This is a genomic window from Myxococcales bacterium (assembly GCA_016717005.1).
GTDB lineage: Bacteria > Myxococcota_A > Polyangia > Haliangiales > Haliangiaceae > UBA2376.
In genome coordinates this window covers 32,125-54,656 of the sequence record JADJUF010000022.1, presented here as the reverse complement: position 1 = coordinate 54,656, position 22,532 = coordinate 32,125, and the positions used below count along the sequence as shown (strand labels likewise).

At 73.9% G+C, this 22,532-nt stretch carries 18 protein-coding genes; 9 read left to right on the top strand and 9 right to left on the bottom strand.

Annotated elements, in window-relative coordinates; translation table 11 throughout:
- The first annotated feature begins 6 nt into the window (after positions 1–6).
- Genes IPL61_19875 through IPL61_19860 form a run of 4 tightly spaced genes read left to right on the top strand, consistent with a single transcriptional unit; the run spans position 7 to position 5,027 of the window.
- Entirely contained in the window at positions 7–897 is an 891-nt protein-coding gene (locus tag IPL61_19875; protein ID MBK9033493.1) for a hypothetical protein, read from the top strand.
- Positions 894–2,768 (top strand): tetratricopeptide repeat protein, encoded by a 1,875-nt coding sequence (locus IPL61_19870; protein ID MBK9033492.1) that lies wholly within the window; start codon positions 894–896, stop codon positions 2,766–2,768. The genes IPL61_19875 and IPL61_19870 overlap by 4 nt, the downstream gene beginning before the upstream one ends.
- A 22-nt stretch (positions 2,769–2,790) precedes the next feature.
- Positions 2,791–3,693, top strand: a complete 903-nt coding sequence (locus IPL61_19865; protein MBK9033491.1) for a tetratricopeptide repeat protein — start codon at positions 2,791–2,793, stop codon at positions 3,691–3,693.
- The gene (locus IPL61_19860; GenBank protein ID MBK9033490.1) at positions 3,693–5,027 is read left to right on the top strand and encodes a hypothetical protein; all 1,335 of its coding nucleotides are present in this window, start codon (positions 3,693–3,695) and stop codon (positions 5,025–5,027) included. Before IPL61_19865 ends, IPL61_19860 begins: the two co-directional genes overlap by 1 nt.
- Before the next feature lie 74 nt (positions 5,028–5,101).
- On the opposite strand, the gene IPL61_19855 is transcribed toward IPL61_19860, so the two are convergent.
- Genes IPL61_19855 through IPL61_19845 form a run of 3 tightly spaced genes read right to left on the bottom strand, consistent with a single transcriptional unit; the run spans position 5,102 to position 7,667 of the window.
- Positions 5,102–6,259: a 3-methyl-2-oxobutanoate dehydrogenase gene (locus IPL61_19855; GenBank protein ID MBK9033489.1), complete on the bottom strand. Its 1,158-nt coding sequence runs from the start codon at positions 6,257–6,259 to the stop codon at positions 5,102–5,104.
- Positions 6,260–6,301: 42 nt separating this feature from the next.
- Positions 6,302–7,003: a DUF4234 domain-containing protein gene (locus IPL61_19850; GenBank protein ID MBK9033488.1), complete on the bottom strand. Its 702-nt coding sequence runs from the start codon at positions 7,001–7,003 to the stop codon at positions 6,302–6,304.
- 28 nt (positions 7,004–7,031) lie between these two features.
- The gene (locus tag IPL61_19845; GenBank protein MBK9033487.1) at positions 7,032–7,667 is read right to left on the bottom strand and encodes a CAP domain-containing protein; all 636 of its coding nucleotides are present in this window, start codon (positions 7,665–7,667) and stop codon (positions 7,032–7,034) included.
- Positions 7,668–7,702: 35 nt separating this feature from the next.
- On the opposite strand from IPL61_19845, the gene IPL61_19840 reads away from it, so the two are divergent.
- Together IPL61_19840 and IPL61_19835 are read left to right on the top strand one after the other, a co-directional pair.
- Positions 7,703–8,416: a zinc-dependent peptidase gene (locus IPL61_19840; GenBank protein ID MBK9033486.1), complete on the top strand. Its 714-nt coding sequence runs from the start codon at positions 7,703–7,705 to the stop codon at positions 8,414–8,416.
- Positions 8,417–8,628: 212 nt separating this feature from the next.
- Positions 8,629–9,351 carry a class II glutamine amidotransferase gene (locus IPL61_19835; GenBank protein ID MBK9033485.1) on the top strand — a complete coding sequence of 241 codons (723 nt, stop codon included), beginning with the start codon at positions 8,629–8,631 and terminating at the stop codon, positions 9,349–9,351.
- Positions 9,352–9,440: 89 nt separating this feature from the next.
- Here IPL61_19835 and IPL61_19830 read toward each other — a convergent pair whose 3' ends face one another.
- From IPL61_19830 to IPL61_19810, 5 genes are all read right to left on the bottom strand, one after another.
- Positions 9,441–10,232 (bottom strand): SDR family NAD(P)-dependent oxidoreductase, encoded by a 792-nt coding sequence (locus tag IPL61_19830; protein MBK9033484.1) that lies wholly within the window; start codon positions 10,230–10,232, stop codon positions 9,441–9,443.
- A 28-nt stretch (positions 10,233–10,260) separates the two neighbouring features.
- Positions 10,261–11,496 carry an ATP-grasp domain-containing protein gene (locus IPL61_19825; protein MBK9033483.1) on the bottom strand — a complete coding sequence of 412 codons (1,236 nt, stop codon included), beginning with the start codon at positions 11,494–11,496 and terminating at the stop codon, positions 10,261–10,263.
- 440 nt (positions 11,497–11,936) lie between these two features.
- Complete coding sequence (locus IPL61_19820) at positions 11,937–13,145, bottom strand: hypothetical protein (GenBank protein ID MBK9033482.1); 1,209 nt, start codon at positions 13,143–13,145, stop codon at positions 11,937–11,939.
- A 400-nt stretch (positions 13,146–13,545) separates the two neighbouring features.
- Positions 13,546–14,712: a VWA domain-containing protein gene (locus IPL61_19815; GenBank protein MBK9033481.1), complete on the bottom strand. Its 1,167-nt coding sequence runs from the start codon at positions 14,710–14,712 to the stop codon at positions 13,546–13,548.
- Positions 14,713–15,543: 831 nt separating this feature from the next.
- The gene (locus IPL61_19810) at positions 15,544–17,871 is read right to left on the bottom strand and encodes an oligopeptide transporter, OPT family (protein ID MBK9033480.1); all 2,328 of its coding nucleotides are present in this window, start codon (positions 17,869–17,871) and stop codon (positions 15,544–15,546) included.
- Between the two features lie 146 nt (positions 17,872–18,017).
- On the opposite strand from IPL61_19810, the gene IPL61_19805 reads away from it, so the two are divergent.
- Positions 18,018–18,935: a hypothetical protein gene (locus IPL61_19805; GenBank protein ID MBK9033479.1), complete on the top strand. Its 918-nt coding sequence runs from the start codon at positions 18,018–18,020 to the stop codon at positions 18,933–18,935.
- A 201-nt stretch (positions 18,936–19,136) separates the two neighbouring features.
- Positions 19,137–19,577 (top strand): putative metal-binding motif-containing protein, encoded by a 441-nt coding sequence (locus IPL61_19800; GenBank protein MBK9033478.1) that lies wholly within the window; start codon positions 19,137–19,139, stop codon positions 19,575–19,577.
- A 52-nt stretch (positions 19,578–19,629) separates the two neighbouring features.
- Here the strand turns inward: IPL61_19800 and IPL61_19795 are convergent, their stop codons facing one another.
- On the bottom strand, positions 19,630–21,513 hold the full coding sequence (locus IPL61_19795; GenBank protein ID MBK9033477.1) for an ATP-dependent DNA helicase RecQ: 1,884 nt from the start codon (positions 21,511–21,513) through the stop codon (positions 19,630–19,632).
- 105 nt (positions 21,514–21,618) lie between these two features.
- On the opposite strand from IPL61_19795, the gene IPL61_19790 reads away from it, so the two are divergent.
- A complete protein-coding gene (locus tag IPL61_19790; protein ID MBK9033476.1) occupies positions 21,619–22,521 on the top strand; it encodes a hypothetical protein in 903 nt (300 codons plus the stop codon).
- The last annotated feature ends 11 nt before the right edge of the window (positions 22,522–22,532 follow it).

Below are 22,532 nucleotides of genomic sequence, written 5' to 3'. Positions count from 1 at the left end.
CGGGGCCTGGCGCAGGTGGTGGGACGCTGGCGCGAGGTCGCGCGCCATCGCCACGAGCTGATCGGCATCAACCGCCGCAACATCGAGCTGGTCTACGCCAACAACCCGCGGCGCCACTACCCGATCGCCGACGACAAGCTCCTGGCCAAGCAGATCCTCGGCGCCGCCGGCGTGCCCGTGTCCGAGACCCTGCACGTGTGCGATGGCCTGTTCGCGATCCCGGGCGTGCTGGCGGCGCTGGCCGAGACCGACGACGTCGTCGTCAAGCCCGCCAACGGCGCCGGCGGGCAGGGCATCCTGGTGCTGGGCGAGCGGGTGGGGCACGGGCGGTGGCGCCGCGCCAGCGGCGGCGAGCTGACCGCGGGCGAGCTGCAGCGCCACCTGGCCGAGATCATCCTCGGCTCGTTCACGGCGATGCTGGCCGATCGCGCGTTCGTCGAGCGCCGCATCCGGCCGCACCCGCTGTTCCACGAGCTCTGGCCCGAGGGCCTGTGCGACCTGCGGGTGATCACGCTCGCGGCCCGGCCGGTGATGGCGATGGTGCGCGTGCCGACGCGCGAGAGCGACGGGCGCGCCAACCTGCACCAGGGCGGGCTCGGGCTGGCGATCGATCTGCGCCGGGGGCGCACGTTCCGCGCGGTCCACCGCGGCCGGGCCGTGACCCACCACCCCGAGAGCGAGATGCCGCTGCTCGATCTCGAGCTGCCGCACTGGCCCGAGGTCCTCGACGTCGCGCGCCGGGCGGCCGCGGCGGTCCCGCTCGGGTACCTGGGCTGCGACGTCGTCGTCGATCAGCACCGCGGGCCGCTGGTCCTCGAGATCAACGCGCGGCCCGGGCTCGAGATCCAGAACGTCCACGGCTACGGCCTGGCGCGCGCGATCGCGGAGGCGCCGTGACCGCGGGCGCGTACAGCCGGCTGTGGCCGGTGCTGGCGGCGCTGGCGGCGCTGATCGGCGGCTCGATGGCGGTCGAGCACCTCGTCGCGGGCGGCCACGTCGCGCGCGTGGTCCGCATCACCGCGACGGCGGGCGAGGCCGGCGATGACGACACCGACGCCGAGGGCGGGGCCGGGTTCGCCAAGACCGCGCCGGTCGACGCCGGCCACGCCGAGGCCCGGGCCCGGGCGCGGCGCGGCGAGCTCGCGCCGGCGCTGATCGAGTATCGGGCCGCGCTCGATCGTCACCCCGACGCGGTCGCGCTGCGCGCCGAGCTCGGCTTCTGGCTGCTGGCCTCGGGCGACGCCGCCGGTGCCCGCGCCGAGCTCGAGCGAGCCGCGGCGCTCGACCCGCGCGATCCGTGGGTCCAGCTCAACCTCGGCATCGCGTGGTCGCGCACCGGCAAGCTCGCCGAGGCCGAGCGCTGCTACCGCGCCGCGCTCGCGCTGCGGGCCGGCTTCGGCGCGGCCGAGCTCGCGCTCGGCACGGTGCTGCGCCGGCAGGGCAAGCTCGCCGAGGCGATCGCCGCGCTGACGACCGCGGCCGCGTCGGGCGGCAACAGCGATCGCGCCCGGGCGCTGGTCGCGCTGGCCCGGGCCCAGCTCGCCGCCAAGCATCGGCCCGAGGCCGCGTCGGCGATCGAGCGCGCGATCGAGCTGGCGCCGGCCGACGTCGACATCCGGGTCGCGGCCGGGCGCGCGTACCTGGCGACCGGCAAGCAGGACGACACCCAGCACGCGGTCGAGCTCTTGACCCGCGCCGCCGAGCTGGCGCCCGACGTCGCGTCGGTGTTCTCGGCGCTGGGCCGGGCCCGCGAGAAGCTCGGCGACCGCCCCGGCGCCGAGGCCGCGTACACGCGCGCGGTGCGCCTCGACCCCGAGCACCGCTACGCGCGCCGCCGGCTGCTGCGGCTCGCGCTCGAGCGCCAGGACTACCCGCAGGCGCGCCTGGCCGCCGAGTACCTGCTCGCGACCGCGCCCGACGAGCCCGAGCACCACTTCCTGGCCGGCCTGGTCGACGCGCGCGACGATCGGCCCGAGCCCGCGCGCGCGCACTACCGCGACGCGATCGCCAAGGCCAAGGGCGCGTACCCCGAGGCCTACTTCAACCTGGCGATCGTCGAGAAGAACGCCGGCGATCTGCCCGCGGCGATCGCGGCGTACCGGCAGGCGATCGCGCTGCGCCCGCGCTACCAGCAGGCCTGGAACAACCTCGGCCTGGCGCTGGCCGCCTCCGGCGACCCGGCCGAGGCCGAGGCGGCGCTGGCCAAGGCGCTCGAGATCGACGAGGGCTACGGCGCGGCGTGGCAGAGCCTCGGCGAGCTGCGCGCCGCCGCCGGACAGCTCGACCAGGCGGTCGAGGCCTACGCCCACGCGATCAAGGCGCGCCCGCACGACGTCGACGCGCGGCTCGGGCTCGCGGCGGTGCAGCTGCGCGCCGGGCGCGGCGCCGACGCGATCGCCACCTACCGCGCGCTGGTCGTGGTCGAGCCGCGCGCGGTGACCGGCTGGTCCGAGCTGGGCCGCGCCCTGGCCGCCAGCGGCGAGCTCGCCGCCGCCCGCGATGCGTGGGCGCAGGCGCTCGCGATCGATCCCGAGCACCTGCCGACGCTGCGGCAGCGGGCCGCGGCCACGGACGGCGCCGACGCGGTCGCGGCCTGGACCGAGGTGCTCGACCGCGCCGCCGACGACGCCGCGGCGCGCACCGCGCTGGCCGCCGCCCGGCTGCGCACCGGCGACCGCGTCGGCTGCGCCCACGAGCTCGAGGCCCTGCCGTCGACCACCGTCGCTGATCCGGCCGTCGTGCGCCTGCGCGCCGACTGCCACCCCTGACCTTAGCCCTCTGGAGTAACGCATGACCCTTCGCCTGCGCTCGTGGACCGTGCTCGCCATCGCCCTCGCTGCCTGCGGCAGCGATCCGCCCACCATCGATCCGGGCGCGCCCGACGAGGTGCTGTTCCAGGAGGGCCTGGCGCTCTACGACCAGCAGCAGTTCGCGCCGGCCACGGCCCGGTTCGACGAGCTGCTGACGACCTACCCCGCGTCGCCGCGCCACGACAACGCCGGCTACCTGACCGGGCGGTGCGCCTACGAGCTGGCCGACTACCCGGGCGCGATCACCAAGCTGGTCGCGATGCGCGGCGCCCCCGCCCACTCGCCGTTCATCCCGGCGGCGTCGTACTTCACCGGCCGGGCTCGGTTCCGCACGCTCGACTTCCTCGGCAGCGAGGCCGACTTCCAGGCGTCGGTCACCGCCGACGGCGCCGGCGTCTTCGCCGACAACGCCCAGTACTACCTCGGCCGCGCCGCGTACGAGCTGGCCGACCACGCCGGCGCGATCGCCGCCCTGGCCGCGTTCGAGACCAGCTACCCGCAGTCGAGCTACCTCGACAACGGTCGCTACTACCTGGGCCGGGCCTACTTCGCGACCGGCGCGTATCCGCTCGCGGCCGCGGCGTTCGCGCGCGTGCCGCTGACCCCGATGACGATCTACGCCGACGACGCCCAGTACTGGCTGGGCCGCACCGACTACGCCGCGGGCGACCTGCCGGGCGCGCTGACCTCGCTCGACGCGCTGATCGCGACCTTCCCGACCAGCCAGTACATCGACAACGCGCTCGCCTACGAGGCCCAGATCTACGCCGACCAGGGCCAGTGCGCGATGGCTCGACAGGTCCTCGGCCAGCTCGGCGCGCAGTTCCCGGCGTCGACCTACCTCGCCGGCACCGACGCCTACCTGCTCGGGAAGGGCTGCTGATGCGCGTGCTCGTCGCCCTCGTCATCCCCCTCGCCGCGGGCGTCGGCGCGTCGCGCGCGCAGGCGCAGCCCGAGCCGGCCGAGCCGGACGCGCCGACCACCACCGCCACCGACGCCGTCAACGCGACGTCGGACGCTCCGCCCAAGGCGCGCAAGCGCGAGCGCCAGGCCGAGGCCGCGGACTTCCACCTCGGCACCTGGCGCGGCACGGTCGCCGCCGACGCCGAGCTGCGCGGCGGCGCGCTGTCGGGCCGCAGCACGCTGCGCACCTCGGGCGGCATCATCGACGGCAGCGTCGGGGTCGAGCCGGCGCTCGAGCGTGCGCGCTGGCGCCTGGGCCTGCCGATCACCGTCGGTCACCGCGAGACGCCCGGGGCCGAGCTGCGCGAGACCCGCGGCGGCGTCGACCTCGACGCGCGCTGGAAGCGCAGCCCGCGGCTGCGGGTCGATCTCGAGGCCGGGCTGCGCCTGGTGTCGCGGCCGGGCTGGGAGGACGAGTACCAGCCGATCGCCGGCGGGCTCGGCACCACCGATCGCTACAGCCACCGCGACCTGCGCTTCGGCGGCGCGGTCGCCGGCATCCCGGTGCGCCACCACCACGCGCGCGTCGGCCTGCGCTACACCGACTACGACTACGTCGACGATCCGGCCTACGACGGCCTCGACGCGCCGACCCACCTGGTGCCCGGCGATCGGCACGAGGTCGACATCGACGGCAGCTGGCGCTACTTCGGCGACCGCTGGAAGCTCGGCGGCGCGCTCGCGTTCGAGGACCGGCGCGACGACAAGAGCTACGCGCGCGACGCCGGCACCGGCCTCACCCACGCTGGCCCCGGGGGCCCGCCGCCCAACCCGCTGTACCACCAGCTCTCGATCGAGCCGTCGATCGGCGGCGAGGTCGACCTGCGCGGCGAGACGATCGAGCTGGGCGCCGACCTCGGCTACGTGGTCGTGTCGGATCGCTATCAGGGCTACTACTCGTGGTCGGGGCTGCACCCGCAGGTGCACGCGCGCTGGCACGAGGGCAAGCTCGACGCCAAGGTCAGCGGCGAGCTGCAGCTCGCGAACTACGGCGACGGCAGCTACGCGGCGGGCCCCACCCACCCGGCGCTCGAGTCCGGCACGCGGCGCGCCGACACCAAGGTGCAGGGCCGCGCCAGCGTCGCCTACGAGGTCGCGCACCACGTCGCCGCGGTCGGCGGCGTCGAGCTGACCAACCGCACGACCAATTTCCCGGACTACGTCCCGGGCGTGTTTCCCGCGGGCCGCCAGTACGACGTGCAGTGGGACTACGTGAACTGGGAGGTGACGGTGGGCGTGCGGGTCGAGCGCTGATCGCCGGGCGCGGCGCTCGCGACCGCTTCGAGCACCGGATCCGCGCGGCCCCGACGGGCGATCTCCGCGGGCGCTCAGCCGCCGAGGAGCTCGGCGCGCTGCTCGCGCTGCAGCCAGGTCGGCTGCTCGTAGACGTCGTCGAACAGCGACGCCGGCGGCGGCGGCGCCACCGCCTCCTGCGCGGCGATCGCGTCGCGGACCCGGGCCTCGTACGCGGCGGCCAGGGCCTCGTGCTCGCCGGCGGCCAGCCAGCCGCGGGCCTCGAGCAAGAGGCGCATGCGCCGCAGCGGATCGCGCCGCGACTTCCACTCGTCGGTCACGCGCTCGTCGCGGTAGCGCGACGGGTCGTCCGACGACGAGTGCGCGCTGACCCGGTAGGTGAGCAGCTCGACGAAGGTCGGGCCGTCGCCGGCGCGGGCCTTGGCGGCGGCGTGGCGGCACACGTCGTAGACCGCCAGCACGTCGTTGCCGTCGCAGCGCAGCGGCTCGACGCCGTAGCCGAGCGCCTTGAGCGCGATGGTCTCGGCCGCGGTCTGGACGCTGCCGGGCGTCGAGATCGCCCACTGGTTGTTCTGGCAGATCAGCACCACCGGCGCCTTCATCACGCCGGCGAAGTTGAGCGCGACGTGGAAGTCGCCCTCGCTGGTGCCGCCGTCGCCCATGTACCCGAACGCGCACCGGCCGCGATCGCCGGCGATCTTCATCGCCATCGCGACGCCGACCGCGTGCGGGATCTGGGTCGACACGCACGACGACATGACGACGTAGTTGTTGGCCCGGTCGCACGGGTGACACGGCAGCTGCCGGCCCTTGGTCGGGTCGGCGCTGTTGCCCATGATCTGCGCGATGTAGCTGTCGAGCGTCATGCCGCGGAACAGCCCGACGCCGGCCTCGCGCAGCGCCGGGATGATCCAGTCGTCGGGGCGCGACGCCGCGGCCGAGCCGACCACCGCGGCCTCCTGGCCGGTGGCCTCGCCGTAGAAGCCGATCCGGCCCTGGCGCTGCAGCGCCATCATGCGGGCGTCGGTGACCCGGATCGTCAGCATGCCCTCGTACAGGCGCCGGGCCAGCGCGCGATCCAGCCACGCGATCGCGGCGTCGCTGGCGTGGCCGTCCTCGTCGAGGAGCTGGTACAGGCCGCGGGCCTTGGCCTCGTCGTCGCCGGCGAAGTAGCCCGCGAAGCTCGGCGGCAACGTCGCAGCGGCTGGGGAGCGCGTCGGCGAGTCGATCATCGCGGCGACCATACGCAGGCCGCCGCGCTCAGGGCAAGCCGTCTAGCGCCAGGTCGGCGGCGGCGGCGCGGCCAGGCCGTACGGCGCCAGCGGCACGCCGTAGGCCGGCGGCGGCAGGAGCGTCGCGTCGAACTGGCTCGGCGGCAGCGCCGCGACCTTGTTGATCGCCGACTGCAGCATGCCCGAGGCGATCGGCCAGAAGATCAGGTAGGCCAGCGCCCAGCCGACGTAGGGGATGACCGAGAAGATGCACGCGGTGGTCATCATCGCCTTGGGCGCCACGTTGGGCAGGCCGCGCAGGCGCATCTGCAGGTCGAGGCGGTCACACAGCCGCCGCGAGTTGAAGAACACCCAGTACAGGTTGTAGTACGGGATGAACTGGAAGCCGATGGCCTTGCCGGCGGACGGGTCGTCGGGCGCGGCCTGCGGCAACCGGCCGTGCTTGCCGCTGTAGTAGAACAGCCCGAACAGGCCGAGCGTCAGGTAGTTGAGCACGACCGCCGCCGCCACCGGGAACCGCTCCAGCGAGTGCTGGGCCAGGCGCGCGCGCTCCGGCAGCGGCAGGTACCGCGGGTCGAGGTTCGGGTAGACCGCGGCCGGCTGCATCATCGCGTAGGTCGGGATCGCCGGCTGTTGCGCGACCAGCGCCCGGCGCATGGCCTCGTTCTCGGCGCGGAGCTGGTCGGCCTCGCGGGTCGCGCTCTCGGCCCGCTGCAGCGTGGCCTCCTGATCATCGCGGTACATCGCGCTACTGTAGCGCACGCGCGCGCGCTCAGCCCGGATCGGCCAGCTCGCCGAACCACACCACGGCGTAGCCGGTCTCGATCGCGCAGCCGACCGCGCGCCACGGGTGGGTGGCCCAGGCGCCCTGGTTGAGGACGACCTCGCGGTGGCCGGTGCTGCCGTCCCACAGCCCGACCGCCTGGGTCGGCGTGATCGCGCCGCCGCCGCCCGCGGCGATCTCGTAGCCCGACGACATGTACGCCGAGATCTCGCGCGGCTTGATCCACATGCACTGGGCCTGGGCGTGGTCGGGCGTGTAGCAACAGCCGGTCCAGCGCGGGTCGCCGGTCGACCAGCTGTGCAGGTTGCAGCCGGGCGCGCCGGTGCCGTGGGCGGTCAGGTCCTCGACGTGGAAGCGCGCGACCCGGGTCAGCGCCGGCGACACCGGCACCGCCGCCAGGCCGTGGTCGGCGCGGTACTGGTTGATCGCGTCGCACAGCGCGCGATCGACCGATGGTGGCGGACCGTCGATGGTCGTCGCGTCGGGCGCGCCGGGGCCGCCGTCGGTGGCGCCGCCGCCGTCGGTGGGGCCGCCGCCGTCGCCGGGGCCGCCGCCGTCGAGGGGCGCCGCGGCGCCGCCACAGCCGACCGCGAGGGCGCACGCGATGCTGGCGACGAGCCTCATGGGGCGATGGTAGTCCAGGTGCTAGCCTCGACGCCATGGCCGGGTTGATCCGCCGCTGGCGCCGTCGACGGCTGCGACGCACGCCGGTGCCGGCGGCGTGGTCCGACATCCTCGCGCGCACCGCGCCGTTCGTGGCGCGGCTGTCGCCGGCGGAGCGCGCCAAGCTCCTGCGCGACGTCCAGGTGTTCGTGGCCGAGAAGCACTTCGTCGGGGCCGGCGGGCTCGAGGTGACCGACGAGATGATCGTCACGATCGCCGCGGCCGCCGCGCGCCTGGTCGTGCACCTCGACGTCGCGCGCTACGACCACCTGACCGAGATCGTGGTCTACCCGTCGGCCTACCGCCACGCCGACACCGACGGCGCGGTCCTGGGCGAGGCCCACGGCTGGGGCGTGGTCGTGCTGGCCTGGGACGCGGTCACGGTCGGGCTGCGCAACACCGGCGACGGCCTCGACACCGCCGCCCACGAGTTCGCGCACGTGCTCGACCGCACCGACGGCAGCTTCGATGGCGCGCCCGAGCTGCGCGCGCGCGAGGACTACCGGCCCTGGGCCGCCGCGATGCAGCGCAACTTCGATCGGCTGCGCGCGCGCGATCGGGCGCTGGGGCGGGTGCTGCGCGACTACGGCGCCACCAACCCGGCCGAGTTCTTCGCGGTCGCCACCGAGGCCTACTTCGAGCGGCCCGACGCGCTCCGGGCCAAGGCGCCGGCGCTGCACCAGGCGCTCGAGCGCTTCTACCGCGGCTAGTACCTCGCCACAATGAATTTGACCGGTTGAGGACGCCGATCCATCGCTGCGTTGAACCTCCTCGAGTTCCAGCGAGGAGCCCGTCGTCGGTTCGCCCTGCGCTCGGCGCGCCTCGACGCCCGCAACCGGTCATCTCCACTGTGGCGAGGTACTAGCCGCTCGGTACCCCACCAGAAACTCGCGCCGCGCCGGCGCCTTTCTACAATGGGCCGATGTGTCGGATGTTCGGCCTGCTCGCGACCCAGCCCGTCCACGCGCGCCAGCTCCTGCGCGACGCGCCCCGCAGCCTGTGGACCCTGGCCGGCGAGCACCGCGACGGCTGGGGCGTCGCGATCGGCGCGCCCGACGGCTGGGTCGTGCACCGCGACACCGCCTGCGCGCGGACCTCGCCGCAGTTCGACGCGCTGGTCGACGCCGCGTGCGCGCGGGTGGTGGTGGCGCACGTGCGGCAGAAGACCGTCGGGCCGACCTCGCTGGCCAACACCCACCCGTTCCAGCGCGGCCGGCTGGTGTTCGCGCACAACGGCACCGCGACGGCGCTGGCCTTCCTGGCCGACGGGACCTCGCCGGCGCGGCAGGCCGAGATCGTCGGCGACACCGACAGCGAGCGCCTGTTCGCGTTCATCGTGACGCACATCGATCGCGCCGGCGAGGTCGAGGCCGGCGTGGTCGCCGCGGTCGCCGCCCTCCACGCCGCCGGCGACGTCGGCTCGCTCAGCTTCCTGGTGTCGTGTGGCGATCGCATCTACGCCCACCGCCTGGGTCGGTCGCTGCACCTGCTGGTCCGCCACGGCGCCGACGAGGCCCGGCGCACGCCGGCGGTGGTCGTGGCCAGCGAGCAGCTCACCGACGAGGCGTGGCGCGAGCTGCCCGAGCGATCGCTGCACGTGCTCGAGGACCACGCCGGGGCGCCGCGGGCGCGCGCGCTGGCGTAGCGCGCGGCGCGGCGCCGGTCACGGCCGCGGGTGGGCGACGAAGCCGCACGCGCTCGCCAGCACCACCAGCGCTGCGGCGGCGCGGCGGGTCACGCCCGCCGGGCCTTGCGCCACGCGCCCAGGCGCGCGACCTGATCGAGCACGCGCAGCCCCAGCTCGGGGAACGGGTGCAGCGCGTGCACCAAGGCCGCGCGCGCGGCCGGGACGATCCGGACCAGGCGCGGGCGGTCGAGGGTCGCGATCACCGCGCGCGTCACGTCGGCGCTGGTGAGCATCGTCGCCGACGAGAACAGGACGTCGCTGGCGGCCTGATCGGCGACGCGCGCGACCATGTCGGTGGCGATCACGTCGGGGCAGATCGCGCTGACCTTGAGCGCGCGGCCGGCCTGGCGCAGCTCGCCGGCCAGCGAGGTCGTGAAGCCGAGCACGCCGTGCTTGCTCGCGGCGTAGACCGCCAGGCCCGGCGCCGGCACGAGCGACGACAGCGACGCGATGTTGAGCAGGTGGCCGTCGGGCGCGAGCACGTCGAGCGCCGCCCGGGCGCCCCAGATGACGCCGAGCAGGTTGACGTCGATCATCCGGCGGATCGCGGCCTCGTCGACGTCGCCGACCGCGCCGACGTCGAGCACGCCGGCGTTGTTGATCCACACCGCGACCGGCCCGCGCGCGGCGGCGGCGGTGGCCACCGCCCGGTGACTGTCCGGATCCCGGACGTCTTGCGCGAGGGCCCAGGCCGGCCCGCCCAGCGCCGCCGCGGCCGCGGTCACGGCCGGGCCGTCGACGTCGGTCAGCAGCACGGCGTGGCCGCGGCGGTGCAGCGCGGTCGCCAGCTCGCGGCCGAGCCCGCGCGCGGCTCCGGTGACGACGGCGACCGAGGACATGCGCGGCACTATCGCACGCGGGCCGCGGTCACCGGTAGCGGACGACGACGCGCTCGATCAGCGCGCGCAGCGCGTGCTTGGCGCCGTCGGTGGTGGCGTGCTGGACGGTGGCCCAGCCCTCGCCCTCGTAGCTGTCGGCCCGGGCCTGTCCGACCCGGGGCGCGCGCAGCTCGACCAGCGCGTCGCCGCACGCGCGGACGGCCTCGTCGACGCCCTCGACCGCGGCGACGTGGGTGCCGGGGCCCTGGCCGCGGAAGAACGCGGCGCCGGCGGCGCGGCGGCGCGGCCGCGGCGTGAACGCGTCGAGCGCGATCAGCCGGGCCCAGTCGGCGATCAGGTCGGTGTCGTGGGCCAGGCCCATGAGCGGCATGATGTGGACGCCGGGCGGGCGCACGCCGACCTCGTTGACCAGCGCGGTCCCGTCGGTGCGCAGGAACCACTCCATGTGGGTCAGCGCGGTGCCGGCCGCGGTGCCGGCCGCGTCGCCGAACAAGGCCGCCAGCGCCGCGGCGTTGGTCGGGTGGAAGTCGGTCCAGGTCGGATCGTCGTCCTCGCGCGGCAAGAGCACGCAGTACTGCACCCACGGGGTCTCGAGCACCTCGAGCGGCGACGGGAAGTAGCGCGTGCCCGAGCGCCACACCGGCGCGCCCCGGATCGTGACCGTCTCGCAGGTGTGCTCGCGCGCGCGCACGAACTCCTCGACCTGCAGCGGCGCGGCCGCGGTCGGCGGCGGCACCGCCGCGAGCTGGGCGGCGTCGTCGACGCGGAAGGTCGCGCGCGCGCCCAGCCCGGCCGGCGGCTTGACGATCACCGGGTAGCCGACCCGGTCGACGAACGCCCGCAGCTCGGCCGCCGAGCGCGCCAGCGCGCTGGTCGCGACCGGCACGCCGGCCCGGCGCAGCACCTCCTTCATGCGATCCTTGTCGCGGAAGTTGCGCGCGGTCGCGGCGCGCAGGCCGTCGATGTCGAGGGCGTCGCGGACCTCGGCCAGCGGCAGCTGCAGCTGTTCGAGCGCGCCGGTCACGCGGTCGACCGGGCCGACGCCGCGGGCGATCGCGCGGACCGCGGTCGTGAGCTGGCCACCGTCGAGGGCGTCGGCGACCCGGTAGTGGCCGGCGATCCGCGGCCGCAGCGGCGCCGGGATCGCGGCCTCGGGGTCGGCGCTGACGACCGTCAGCGTGACGCCGTCGAGCTCGGCGAACGCGCGGACGTAGCGGTTGGTGTTCTCGAGGAACCGCGGGGCGATGAAGACGACGTGGACCACGACCGCACGATACCGGGCCGCGTCGACGGCGACGAGGCGTCGCGGCGGATCTCGGTCGCGGCGGTCATCGCCCTGCCGCCTGCGCTCGGTCGCGGCGGCGCTCGGCCGCGGCGGCCATGGCGGCGATGAGACGTCGCGGCGTCGCGCCGGGCCGCGCCGACGGCCACGACGCGTAGAGGTGGATCCAGGTCGCGATGGTGTTGGCGGCGGCGCTCGGTCGCGGCGGTCGCGGCGGTCGCGGCGGTCGCGGCGGTCGCGGCAGCGTCGACGCGCGTGGCGGCCGGCCGTGCCGACGGTCACGACGCGTAGAGGTGGATCCCGGTCGCGACGGCGTTGGCGGCGGCGGCGCGGCGGCGCGGTGGCGCGCGGTGGCGCTCGGCGGCGGCGGCGCTCGGTCGCGGCAGCGTCGACCCGGCGTGGCGGCGCGCCGCGCCGGACGACTACGAGGCGTAGAGGTGGATCCCGGTCGCGGCGGCCATGGCCATGGCCTCGGCCTGGTCCCAGTCGGGGTGGCGGACCACCAGGTAGCCGTCGGACAGGAGCGTGCTCTTCCAGTCGCGCCGCGGCGTGCCGGGGCGCAGCAGCGTGTCCTCGACGACGTGGGCGCCGTAGCGGGCCAGGAACCCGCGCAGCCCGACGATGCCGCTGATGCGGCCCTGGCCCTGGGCGCGCTTGAAGATGATGCCGACGTTGTACTTGCGCTCGGTCGGGGCCTCGAACCGGCCGACCGTGACGATCCGCGCCCACTCGCGGAACAGGTCGATGTCGCTGGTGTAGTTCATCTGGTCGACGACGCAGGCGCCGCCCGGGCGGCACGCGATCTCGCCGAAGACCGCCTCGCCGCTGGCGGTCCGGAACCACTCCATGTGGGTCATGCCGTCGCCCATGCCGAGCGCGGTCAGCACCTGGCGGCCCAGCGCGATGCCGTCGACGACGTCGGGCCGGGTCAGGTCGCGCACCGACAGCATCACCGGCGACACCCACTCGAGCGTGCGCATCTCGAGCGCGTTGGGCAGGTAGCGCGTGACGCTCTCGTAGACCGGGCGCCCGGCGACGCACGCGGTGTCGTAGGTGTGCTCGACGCCGTCGATGAACTCCTCGCAGCTGGCCTCGACCACGTGGCGCAGGCCCGGCAGCACGCGCTCGGCGTCGGCCGCCGACGCGAGCTTGTAGGTGTCGGCGCTGCCGGCGCCGCTGATCGGCTTGACGATCGCCGGGTAGCCGATCTCCTCGAGCGCGGCCCACAGATCGGCGGCCGCGTGGACCCGGCGGGCCTTGGGCACGCGCAGGCCCGCGGCCGCGACCCGCTCCTTCATCAGCTGCTTGTCGCGGAAGCCGCGGACGGTGTCGACCGACATGCCCGGCAGCCCGAACCGCTCGCGCAGGCGCGCGGCCACCACCACCAGCGGCTCCCAGTTGGCCAGCACCCGGTCGACCTCGCGGCCGCGCAGCCACGCGTGGACCCGGGCGATGACGTCGTCCTCGTCCATGATCGACGGCACCCGGAGGTAGTCGCTGAGGTAGCGCCGCAGCTCGGGATCGGGGCTGCCGTCGCCGACGCCCAGGACCTCGGCGCCGACCTCGGCCAGGCCGCGCGTGAACTGCCGCATCTCGGGCGGGTAGGTGGGCGACAGGAAGACGACGCGCATGGGTCGATGTAACCCGCGGCGCGCCGTCGCCGCCATCGAGATCGGGCGCCGATCGGCGCGGGGTCGCGCCAGGCTCGATCCGGGCGACCGCGCGCGCTCGGCGTCGCCGACGGCAGGCCTCGGCGAGCGACTTGTCGATCACCCCGCGCGGTCGACCGCGGTGGACCGGCGCCGACCGCCGCGCGGCCCCGTCGTCGCGGCCCCGTCGTCACGGCGCGTGCGTGCCTGTCGACCGACGTCTGGACGGTCGGGGCCGCGGGCGCTCGCCCGGGATCAGGTGACGATGACGCCGCGGTCGAAGACAGCGTGGCGGTGCCGTGCTGGAACGTGTCGCGCGCGGCGCCGCGCAGGCGGAGCGCCTCGACCGCGGTGCGGTGCGACGACCCCCGCGCGCTCCGCGTCAGTTGACGATGACGCCGCAGTCGAACGTCGCCGACAAGGTCGCGGTGCCGTCCTTGAACGTGTCGCACGCGGCGCCGAGCAGGCGGATCGTGTTGTTGTCGACGAACGTCCAGTCGCTGCCGAACGTCAGCGGCATGCCGCCGAGGGTGACCTGGCCGCCCGGCTGGCTGATGTCGCTGACCGTGCCGGTGAGGTCGAAGTCGCACGACAGCGTGCCGGTGATGATCTGCTGCAGGGCCATCGACAGCTGGGCCGGGTCGGTGGCGGTGAAGTACGGCGCGGTGCCGGTGGCGGGGTCGAGGCCGGCGCCGGCGTTGGCGACGCGCTGCAGGTGCGGCGCGCCGACCTGGTTGCCGACCGACAGGATGTACGTCTTGATGCCCATCGCGAACCCGCGCTGGGTCTCGGTGATCGTCAGCGTCTGCGCGCCCGGGCTCTCGTCGACGTCCGCGCAGGTGTCGGGCAGGCCGTCGGTCGCCAGCAGGATGATCGGCGGCGAGCCCATCATCGGCGGGTTGGCGGCGAAGCCGTCGACGATCTGGCGCATCGACTCGCCGGTCGGCGTGTCGGTGAGCAGGTTGGCCGCGAGCAGGCCGTCGATCGCGGCGCGGTTGCCGAACGCGCGGGTCGGCGTCGAGACCACGTCGGGGCACGCGCCCTGGCGATCGTTGGAGTAGGTGCTGGCGCCGAAGTAGATGCGGTTCTCGAGGGCGGTGACCGCGCCGGTCGGGCCGGTCAAGGCCGCGCGCACCGCCTGCCAGCGGTTGAGGCCGCCGCCGAAGTTGGAGTCCATCGAGCCGCTGCGATCGATCAGCAGCTGGACCGTCGGGATCTGCGCCATCGGCGTGACCGTGACCGACGGGCAGTTGTTGCCGTCGTCGTCGACGCCGCCGTCGCCGCTGGTGTCGCGGACGCAGTGGCCGCGCGGGTCGCAGGTGAAGCCGCTGCCGCACTCGCCGCCGCCCTGGGTGCAGTCGGCCGAGCACGTGCCGTCGGTGCCGCAGTAGAAGCCCGTCGGGCACGCCGCGTCGTCGCCGTTGCAGGAGATCGAGCAGGCGGGGTCTGGCGGGTTGACCTCGCATGGGCCATCCGACCCCACCGAGTTGCTCCCACACGCCGCCGCCACCATCAGCACCAGACCACACGCAAGCTGGACGCGGTTCATAAGCTCACCTCTCACCATCCAACCTTGTGCAACCACCGATCCAGCCTCCATCCCGCAGGATCACTGGCGACTCGCGCCCCCGCCTGGAGCACCCGCCCCCATCTCGCCTGGGGCGCCCCCACCCCAGCAAAGGGGACAGGCTCCTACCCTCTATCCCATTGAATTCAGACCGCTTTTTGGCCCTACCGCGGCCGAAAAAGGGACAGGCTCCTATGGTCTAACTATCTAGATCAAATACGCTTTTCGGCCGTGCCGCGGCTGGGATCTTCGCGCAGCTTGACGGCGCTTCTTCGTCGAAGACGAGGGCTATCCAGCCGCGGTAGGCAGAAAAATATTAGCGATCACATACGGTTAAGGGGGTAGAGCCTGTCCCCTGTTTCTCGAGAAGGCGATTGATCCCGAATGGATGGGCCCCCGGAGCCGGTCCCTATCTTGACGCGGTAGCGTCGAAAAGACGAGGGATCACGAGGGGATAGGACCCCGGATCCTGTCCCCAATTCCGACGCGGTAGCGTCGAAAAGGCGAGGGATCCCGAGGGGATAGGACCCCGGATCCTGTCCCCAATTCCGACGCGGTAGCGTCGAAAAGACGAGGGATCACGAGGGGATAGGCCCCCGGATCCTGTCCCCAATTCCGACGCGGTAGCGTCAAAAAAAGCGAGGGATCACGAGGGGATAGGACCCCGGATCCTGTCCCCAATTCCGACGCGGTAGCGTCGAAAAGGCGAGGGATCCCGAGGGGATAGGACCCCGGAGCCGGTCCCTACTTTGACGCGGTAACGTCGAAAAGACGAGGGATCCCGAGGGGATAGGACCCCGGATCCTGTCCCCTTTACGAGGGCTTCTTGCTCTGGGTGGCGACGTAGTAGAGGGAGCCGGCCATGAGGAGGAAGAACATCATGGGCCACCAGCCGTGGTTGGTCTGCAGCGCGGTGGGGAGGTATGAGCTGAAGTCGAGGGCGCCCCAGTTGGCGGCGCCTTCGACGCCGGGCGACGAGATGATGGCCTGGATGACGCCGGCGATGGAGCCGCCAGCGATGAGCCCGGACGCCATCAGCATCCCGGGCGAGAACTCGGCCTCGGCGGCCGACTCGCCGCGGCGCTTGCGGTCGACCATCCAGCGGATCGCGCCGCCGATGAAGATGCCGCCCGAGGTCGCGATGTTGAGGTACAGGCCGACCGCGAACGGCAGCGACGACACCCCGACCAGCTCGAGGATGATCGCGATGAACACGCCGATCAGCACGAGCCCCCACGGCAGGTCGCCGCCGAGCGTGCCGTCGATGATCAACGCGAACAGCTGCGCCTTGGGCGCGTCCATCTTCGTCGGGCCCTTGTCGTAGAAGTACGTGACCGTGTTGCTGGCGTCGACGAGGTACCGGCCGGCCTTGAGCCCGGCCACCTCGGTCGACAGCTCGATCGCGCGGTACGACGCGCGATCGATGCCGAGATCCTCGCCGAGCACCTTGCCGACGACGCTGTCGCCGCGCTTGAGCTCCTGCGTGCCATCCGCGGCCGCGGCGGCGACGACGACGTCGGCCGGTAGCTGGCCGGTGTGCTTCTTGAGCGTGTAGGGGAAGTTGGCCTCGACCGCCGACTCGACGAAGAACATCGGCGTGCCGGCGTCGTCGACCATGTACTTGCCGCGCTTGATCGACCCGGTGTCGTGCTGGAACGCGACCTTGTAGTGGTTGCCGTCGGGGCCCTTGATGCTCTCGCTGGTGGGCGTGAGCTTGACGCCGTCGTAGCGGACCGGCTTGATGCTCTCGCCGGCGCCGAGGATCAGCAGCAGCGTGATGCCGATCGCGAGCGCGCTGGTGACCACGCCGACCGCGATCGCGATCTGCTGCAGCCGCGGCGTGGCGCCGACCAGGTAGCCGGTCTTGAGGTCCTGCGAGATCGTGCCGCCGTTGGAGGCCGCCACGCACACCAGCGCGGCGGTCGACAGCGCCATCGCCTTGTAGCCGACGCCGGTGCGGCCGATCAGCACGAACAGGCCGCAGGTGAGCAGCAGCGTCGCGATCGTCATGCCCGAGATCGGGTTCGACGAGCTGCCGATCTCGCCGGTGATGCGGCTCGACACGGTCACGAAGAAGAAGCCGAACACGACGACCAGCAGCGCGGTCAAGAAGTCGATGTCGAGCACCGGCGCCGCGAAGATCGCCACCGTCAGGGCCGCGGCGCCGCCGAGCACCAGCTTCATCGGCAGGTCCTCCTCGGTGCGCAGCACCCGGGCCCGGGTCGTGCCCTTGTCGGCCGACAGGTTCGACAGGCCGCGCCGGAACGCGCTGACGATGGTCGGCAGCGACCGGCCGAGCGAGATGAACCCGCCGGTCGCGACCGCGCCGGCGCCGATGTAGAGCACGTAGTTGCCGCGGATGTCGCCGGCGGACATGGCGGCGATCTCGGGGCCGCCGAACATGGCGATGAGCGGGATCAGCACCACGAACGCCAGCAGGCCGCCGGCCAGCATCGTCGCCGCCACCTTCGGGCCGATGATGTAGCCGACGCCGAGCATCGGCGGCGACACCTCGAACGCGACGGTGGCCTTCTTGAGCTGGCCGCCGAACTCGGTCTTGAACGACGCGACGTCGGCCCAGACCTTCGAGATCAGGTTGAAGAACGCGTAGCCGAGGCCGATGAAGAAGCCCAGGAACACCGTCTTGGCCTCGGTGCCGCCCTTCTCGCCGACGATCAGCACGTCGGCGCAGGCGGTGCCCTCGGGGTAGGCCAGCTTGCCGTGCTCCTCGACGATCAGGCCGTGGCGCAGCGGGATCATCATCAGCACGCCGATGAGGCCGCCGAGCAGCGCGACCAGGAGGATGCGCGTGAGCTCGAGGTCGAAGCCCATGATCAGCAGCGACGGCAGCGTGAACGCGACACCCGCCGCCAGCGACTCACCAGCCGAGCCGGTGGTCTGGGCGATGTTGTTCTCGAGGATCGTGCCGCGCAGCTTGAGCCAGCGGAACAGGGTGATCGACAAGACCGCGACCGGGATCGACGCCGAGACCGTGAGGCCGATCTTGAGGCCGAGGTAGGTCGACGACGCCGCGAACACGATGCCCAGCACCGCGCCCATCAGGACGGCGGGGAGCGTGAGCTCGCGGATGTTCTGCTCGGCTGGGACGAACGGCTTGTGTTCGGGGACGGGTTCGGACATTGGGCTCCCGAGGCGGACGACCAGCCTCGGGCAGGATAGAACCTGGAAACCGGCCCCGCGCGCAAGCGCCCGGCGCATGCGACAGCGCAGATGTCGCACTGAGGATTCGCGTGCACACCCGCTGCCGTCGGGGCATGATGCGCGCCATGTCGAAAACCGTCGCCGTCGCCGTCGCTGGACTGGTCCTGTCCGTCGCCACTACCGCCTCCGCCGAGTCCAAGAGCTGGGCCGCGGTCAAGGGCTCGATCAATCCCAAGGCCAACGTGATCGCCGGCGGTTCGCTCGCCGCGGCCCGCTCGACCAAGGCGTTCACCTCGGCGATCCAGATGCTCCTGTCCGAGGAGGCCGACGCCAAGCGCGCGTTCGATCTGATCAAGGACGGCTGCAACATCGACGTGCCGACGGCGATCGCCGACTTCACGCTGGTCATGAAGGACGGCGATAACCCGCTGGTGGTGTTCGGGCTCGACGGGCTCGACGAGCCGCGCGTGCGCACGTGCCTCGAGTCGATCGCCCTCAAGGAGACCGGCAAGGCGGTCAAGCTGACCGCCAAGAAGGCCGGCAAGGTCACGATCTACTCGGTGCCGGGGGAGCGCGAGAAGCTGTACTTCGCGTGGCTGGCCAAGGACGTCGTCGCGTTCACCGAGGATCCCACCAACAAGGGCAAGCTCGCGGCCGCGCTCGGCAAGCGCCCGGCCAAGGGCGACCTGGGTAAGCTGGTCGCCAAGGTCAACACCGACGCGGCGCTGTGGGCGGCGGTGGCGATCAAGGAGAAGGAGGACGGCATGACCATCCTCGGCGGCTACGGCGGCGTCGAGCTGGCCGGCGGCAAGTGGAAGGGCGCGGCCCACGTCCTGATGGGCTCGGCCGCCGACGTCCAGAAGGCCGTCGGGATGGGGAGCGCGGGGCTCGGCGAGATCAAGAAGCAGGCCAAGGGCACGCCGGCGGCGCCGCTGATCGACTCGATCCAGATCTCGGGCAACGGCGTCGAGCTCGACGTCAGCGGCAGCCTGGTCGACACCGACATCACCAAGCTGATCGCGGACCTCGAGCACATCTTCTGATCGGCCGCGGCGGCCACATCTTCTGATCGGTCGCGGCGGCCGCGGCGGCGCCACCCTGGCGGGCTGGCCGACACCGACATCACCCTGGCGGGCTGGCCGACACCGACATCACCATGATCGCCGACCTCGAGCACATCTTCTGATCGGTCGGGACGCGGCGGGGCCACACCGGCCGCGCGCGCGGGGTTATCATGGGCGGACATGAGCCGCCTGAACGTGTGCGTGCACTGTGACGGACTGGTGCCGGCGGGTCGGGCGGCGTGTCCCCACTGCGATCGGCCCGGGCCGCGCGGATCGGGGCTGCTGCGGCGCCTGGCGGCGGTCGCCGGCGGGGGCGCCGTGGTGATGACGCTGATGGCCTGCTACGGCGGGCCGCCGCGCTGCAAGCCGGGCACCGACAAGGACGGCGACCACGCGTGCTCCGAGGGGCCGGGCCGCCTCGACTGCAACGACAACGATCCGCAGATCCGGCCGCTGGCGAACGATCCGCCCGGCGACGGGATCGATCAGAACTGCGACGGCGTCGACGGCGACGCGCCCGCGACCGGGGGCACGCCGGCGACCGGGGGCACGCCCGCGCCGGCGACCACGCCCGCGCCGGCGGCGCCGGCGACCACGCCCGCGCCGGCGACCACGCCCTGACCTCGCGCCGCCGGCGCCCACGCCGGCGACCACGCCCGCGCCGCCAGCGGTCTCACGGCTCGCGACGACGCTTGCGTGGGCCGCGCGGCTTGCGCGCGCGCGCGGACGGCGCGGTCACCCGCAGCCCCAGCGAGTCGACGTCGAGCGTGCCGGCGACGACCTGCTCGCCCCGCTTGGTCAGCGCCACCGTCGGGTACTCGCCGCGCGACGCCTCGATCAGCGCCCCGCCCTCGAGCGTGCGCAGGAGGTCGAGCACGTCGCGCTGGGACCAGCCGCGCAGGCAGCCGCGCTCGGGCAGCTCGGCGAAGCGCTCGTCGTCGTCGCCGCCGGCGGCCAGCGACGCCACGCGCGTGCGCCCGAACCGGCCGCGCAGCACGCCGACCAGCTCGAGCACGCCGACGACCGCGGCCCGGGTGCCGTCGTCGAGGTTGGCGTCGCCGCGCGCGGCCGCGTCGCACACGTCGCACGAGCCACACCGGCGGGCGGGGTCGGCCCAGTCCTCGTCGCCGAAGTACTCCAGGATCATCTGGCGCCGACAGCGCGCGCTCCAGGCGTAGTCGATCATCGCGCGCAGCTTGCTGCGCTCGACCTCGGCCCGCCGGGCCAGGGCCTCGACGTCGAGCGGCGGGTAGCTGCCCGGGTCGGGCCGCACCGCGCTCCAGCCGTTGCCGTCGGCGGCGAGCAGGCCGTGGCGCTCGAGGATCCGCAGCGCCGCGCCTACGGTCGACGCGTGCGGCTCGCCCGGCAGGCGCTTGCCCAGGCGGTCCTCGGCGTCGCCGGTGCCCAGGCTCGGCTCGTCGCGCAGCAGCTTCCACAGCGCGCGCAGCACGTCGGCCGACGGGTACGACGCGTCGATCAGGAACTCCTGCAGGCGCACGTCGCCGGCGCCGAACAGCAGCACGCAGCGGGTCGGGCGGCCGTCGCGCCCGCCGCGCCCGCACTCCTGGTAGTAGGCCTCGGGGCTGCGCGGGATGTCGGCGTGGACGACCACGCGGATGTCGGCCTTGTCGATGCCCATGCCGAACGCGTTGGTGGCGACCACCGCGTCGAGCTTGTTGGCCATGAACGTGTCCTGGGCCTCGTCGCGGGTGCGGTCGTCGAGGCCGGCGTGGTAGACGCGCACGCGCATGCCGGCGCGCTTGAGCGTCTCGGCGTACTTCTCGGCGTTCTTGCGGGTCGCGGCGTAGACCAGCGCGACGCCGCTGTCGCGGGTCCGGGCCAGCTGGGTGATGCGCTGGGACTTGTCGTCGATGCCGCGCACGCGCTCGACCTCGTAGGTGAGGTTGGGGCGATCGAACCCGCGCACGTGGAAGCGCGGCGCCGCCATGTCGAGCTGGACCGCGATGTCGGCGCGGACCTCGGGCGTCGCGGTGGCGGTGAACGCGGCCAGGCGCGGCGGGTGCAGCGACCGGACCGCGTCACCCAGCCGGCGGTAGTCGGGGCGGAAGTCGTGGCCCCACTCGCTGATGCAGTGGGCCTCGTCGATCGCGAGCAGCGCCAGGCGATCGCCGCAGTCACGGAGCGCGTCGACGAAGCGCGGGCTCTTGAACCGCTCGGGCGCGACGAAGATGATCGAGAACGCGCCGACCCGGAGCCCGTCGAGGATGTCGCGCTGCTGCTCGGACGAGGCCGCGCTGGTCAGCGCCACCGCCGCGACCCCGCGCGCGACCAGCGCGTCGACCTGATCCTTCATCAGCGCGATCAGCGGCGACACCACCAGCGTCACGCCGCCGGCCGCGCCCAGCACGACCGCCGGCAGCTGGTAGCACAGCGACTTGCCGGCGCCGGTCGGCATCACCGCGATCACCGGCCGGCCCTCGAGGACGTCGGCGATGACCTCGGCCTGGCCCGGGCGCAGGGTCGCGAACCCGAACACGGTCGCCAGCGCGTGCTCGAGCGCGCCGGGCGTAGCGTCGGGGAGCGGGACGACGGTCACGGTGGCGCACGCTAGCGCGCTCCGCCCGACAATGCACGGTGATGGGCCGCACGGGTGCGCGCGGGCGGTGATCGGCCGTCGGCGCGCCCGTGCTAGCGTCGACGCGTGCGCGCGATCGTCCCGTGCGGCCTGGTGCTGGTGACCGCGACCGCGGCGGCGGGGCCCACGGTGCGGGTGACCGTCGACGGCGCCTGTCCCGACGCGGCCAGGGTGATCGCCGCGCTGCCCGACACGGTCGCGGTCGTCGACGGCGCCGACGCCGACGTCACGATCGCGGTGCTCGACGGCCCCGACGGCGCGGCCGTGACGATGACCCGCGGCGATCAGCTCGAGGAGCAGCGGGTCGCGGGGCGCGACTGCGCGGCGCTGGCCGGCGCGATCGCGGCGCTGGCCGACGCGTGGCTGATCGAGCTGGCCGCGCCGCCACCGCGCGCGCCCGCCGTGACCGAGCCCGCCGCGCCGGTCGAGCCCCCCGCGCTTCGTATCCCCCCGACCAGCCCACGATCCTCGCCGCGCTGGTTCGTCGGCGCCGGCCGCGCGCTGGTGTTCGCCAGCGACGTCGCGCGCACCGGGGCGACCCGGGTCGACGGCGCCTGGCGCTCGCGCTGGCACGACGCCCGGGTCCGGGTCGCGTTCGACTGGGGCGACGTCGGCGCGCTGGCGGCGCCGCTCGATGCCGCCGCGACCCGGCAGCCCTGGGCGCTGCAGGCCACCGTCGGCGCGCGCACCCGCGGCCGCGCCTGGGTCGAGGGCGGCGCCGGCGGCGGCCTGGTGGTCAGCCGGGTCGACACCATGGGCGTCGCGGCCACGCGCCTGCACCCGACCGCGGTCGCCGCCGCGGCGCTCGGGCTGCAGCTCGGCCTCGGCGTGTCGGTGCGGCTCGAGCTCGACGGCACGCTCTATCCGATCGCCGACCGCTACACCGTCGCCGGCGCCGAGGTCGGGCGCTCGCCCTGGGCCACGCTGGCCGCCGGGCTGGGCCTCGACATCGCGCTCGGTGCGAGGTGACCGAGCTCCCG

Excerpts from the sequence above, each read along its gene's own strand:
- IPL61_19865 (MBK9033491.1), top strand. The coding sequence starts at position 2,791 with ATGACCCTTCGCCTGCGCTCGTGGACCGTGCTCGCCATCGCCCTCGCT.
- IPL61_19860 (MBK9033490.1), top strand. The coding sequence starts at position 3,693 with ATGCGCGTGCTCGTCGCCCTCGTCATCCCCCTCGCCGCGGGCGTCGGC.
- IPL61_19855 (MBK9033489.1), bottom strand. The coding sequence starts at position 6,259 with ATGATCGACTCGCCGACGCGCTCCCCAGCCGCTGCGACGTTGCCGCCG.
- IPL61_19850 (MBK9033488.1), bottom strand. The coding sequence starts at position 7,003 with ATGTACCGCGATGATCAGGAGGCCACGCTGCAGCGGGCCGAGAGCGCG.
- IPL61_19845 (MBK9033487.1), bottom strand. The coding sequence starts at position 7,667 with ATGAGGCTCGTCGCCAGCATCGCGTGCGCCCTCGCGGTCGGCTGTGGC.
- IPL61_19840 (MBK9033486.1), top strand. The coding sequence starts at position 7,703 with ATGGCCGGGTTGATCCGCCGCTGGCGCCGTCGACGGCTGCGACGCACG.
- IPL61_19835 (MBK9033485.1), top strand. The coding sequence starts at position 8,629 with ATGTGTCGGATGTTCGGCCTGCTCGCGACCCAGCCCGTCCACGCGCGC.
- IPL61_19830 (MBK9033484.1), bottom strand. The coding sequence starts at position 10,232 with ATGTCCTCGGTCGCCGTCGTCACCGGAGCCGCGCGCGGGCTCGGCCGC.
- IPL61_19820 (MBK9033482.1), bottom strand. The coding sequence starts at position 13,145 with ATGCGCGTCGTCTTCCTGTCGCCCACCTACCCGCCCGAGATGCGGCAG.
- IPL61_19815 (MBK9033481.1), bottom strand. The coding sequence starts at position 14,712 with ATGAACCGCGTCCAGCTTGCGTGTGGTCTGGTGCTGATGGTGGCGGCG.
- IPL61_19810 (MBK9033480.1), bottom strand. The coding sequence starts at position 17,871 with ATGTCCGAACCCGTCCCCGAACACAAGCCGTTCGTCCCAGCCGAGCAG.
- IPL61_19805 (MBK9033479.1), top strand. The coding sequence starts at position 18,018 with ATGTCGAAAACCGTCGCCGTCGCCGTCGCTGGACTGGTCCTGTCCGTC.
- IPL61_19800 (MBK9033478.1), top strand. The coding sequence starts at position 19,137 with ATGAGCCGCCTGAACGTGTGCGTGCACTGTGACGGACTGGTGCCGGCG.